This is a genomic window from Sulfurimonas sp. NWX79 (genome assembly GCF_039667035.1).
In the GTDB taxonomy this organism is placed as follows: domain Bacteria; phylum Campylobacterota; class Campylobacteria; order Campylobacterales; family Sulfurimonadaceae; genus Sulfurimonas; species Sulfurimonas indica.
The window spans coordinates 1-1,988 of sequence record NZ_JALCZL010000047.1 but is presented as its reverse complement, the minus strand read 5'-3'; the positions used below and the strand labels follow the sequence as shown (position 1 = coordinate 1,988).

The 1,988-nt window shown below is 28.7% G+C and carries 2 protein-coding genes; one reads left to right on the top strand and one right to left on the bottom strand.

Annotated features, from left to right (window positions below; genetic code table 11):
- Positions 1–919 precede the first annotated feature (919 nt).
- Positions 920–1,609 (top strand): hypothetical protein, encoded by a 690-nt coding sequence (locus MNY27_RS10790; protein WP_346392336.1) that lies wholly within the window; start codon positions 920–922, stop codon positions 1,607–1,609.
- A gap of 79 nt (positions 1,610–1,688) precedes the next feature.
- On the opposite strand, the gene MNY27_RS10785 is transcribed toward MNY27_RS10790, so the two are convergent.
- On the bottom strand, positions 1,689–1,988 hold a 300-nt coding region (locus MNY27_RS10785), incomplete at its 5' end, for a hypothetical protein (protein WP_346392335.1).

Sequence of the window (1,988 nt, the reverse complement as noted above, 5' to 3'; positions counted from 1 at the left end):
AGTCAGGAATTATTCATTCAGATTTATATAAGTTTGGATCAAAATCTTCAAATAAAACAGGGCAAAACAAAGAGGTGGTTTAAGTTTCAAATTGTAACTTTTTTTTACTTTTTAGTGCAAAATTTTAGGATTCGTTTGACAGCAATATCTTCCAAAACAGACTGATTTTACACAGGTTAAACGAAAACAGATTAGGTTTATACAAGACAGACTTAACAACAGACCACGAAAATCTCTTGGCTTTAAAACTCCTGCTCAAGTTTTTTATGCTACAGTTTCAAAAGTAATGGCTGCATAATTAAGAGGTGGAAATTGCATTTATTGGTTGAATGGGCGCAAGTAAAAGAATCAGAAGCAGAAACAAAGCAAGTTTTAAAGCTTGAAAAAGAACAAGTAAAAGAAGAAAATAATATATTTTTAGATGAAGATATATTTATCTAAAATAACAATGTTGTATAATTGTTGTATATATGTTGTCTATTTTTAAGATTTAGTTTTAAAAGTGCCTATTTTAGGGAGTTTGAAGTGGATGGGGTAGAGGGAAACTCTTGACTAATCCACTAAATACCCTCATATACCCTGTATATCGAGGTTTTCACATTTTAAGAATTATAACAAATCATACCTGATGGGTATATAATGGCACCGAATTGGCACCGAGATTGATATTTGTGCATTAGATTGTATGTCATGGATGTCAAAAGAGGATTCGAACTCTTGTATAGTCAACTTCAAGTCTCAAAATCATAAACTAAATTAGATTTACTTTGAAGGTTTAACAATGAATATAAAATGCTTTGGGTAAAATAAGGGAAATGATTTCCCCTAGGTTCTTCACTATATAAATATAGGAGAGGAGTTGCCTAGGGACTACAAAGAGAATTATACAATAGTTCTTATTTAAAAACAAGAGTAAAAAATGAATGAAAAGCTATATGAACAATTAGAACTATCTATATCAAAGAGAAGATTAGATGAATATAGTAAAATTTTAAAGACTCAAGATAAGAAAATAATTTTCACTTACTATATATTAAACAGCGAGATAGCCAAAAGTTTATACATACCTCTTCAGAATTTAGAAGTTGCACTTCGTAATAGCATACATAATACATTAACAGCTTACTATAAAACTGAGCATTGGTATGATATAGAGGATTTTTTACTTCATAATGAACAGAAAAAAATAACAGAAGCAAAAAATAAAATTGCAAGAGCAAAAAAAGAACTCACTGCTGATAGAATCATATCTGAGCTAAGTTTTGGATTTTGGACATCACTTTTTTCAAAAACTTATGACCAAAAAATATGGAATAAACACACAAAGCAGATGTTTCCAAATATGCTCAAAAAAGATAGAAATAGACGAGTTCTCTCTTCAAAAATAAATACTATACGATACTTCAGAAATAGAATCTTTCACTTTGAACAGATATTTGATAAGCAAAACCTACCACAAGTGCATCAAGATATATTCGAAATAATTAAATGGCTCAATCTTTCATTGTATGAAATCACTTCAGAGCTAGATGAATTTAACGACATCATTTTAAATGAAAAAGAAAACACCACATTACTCCTTACACGAATCTCTCAAAAATATAGATAATATTTGTACTACTTCAGAATATACATTTGACTTATTGTTAAGTTTATTGTATCATTTTACTATATACAAATTAAAAGGACTAAATATTGAGATTAAAAGATGTTTCGACTATTAGAACTGGATTAGTTACAGCTAGAAAAAAAGCAACTGCTATTGATGGCGAAATAATTTCGTATAAAGCAGTTACTTTGAAATCTTTTAATCCTAATGGTAGTTTAATAGTTGGCAATTTAGATACTTTTGTATCTAAAGAGAAAATTGTCAAACGAACCCTAAAAATTTGCACTAAAAAGTAAAAAAAAGTTACAATTTGAAACTTAAACCACCTCTTTGTTTTGCCCTGTTTTATTTGAAGATTTTGATCCAAACTTATATAAAT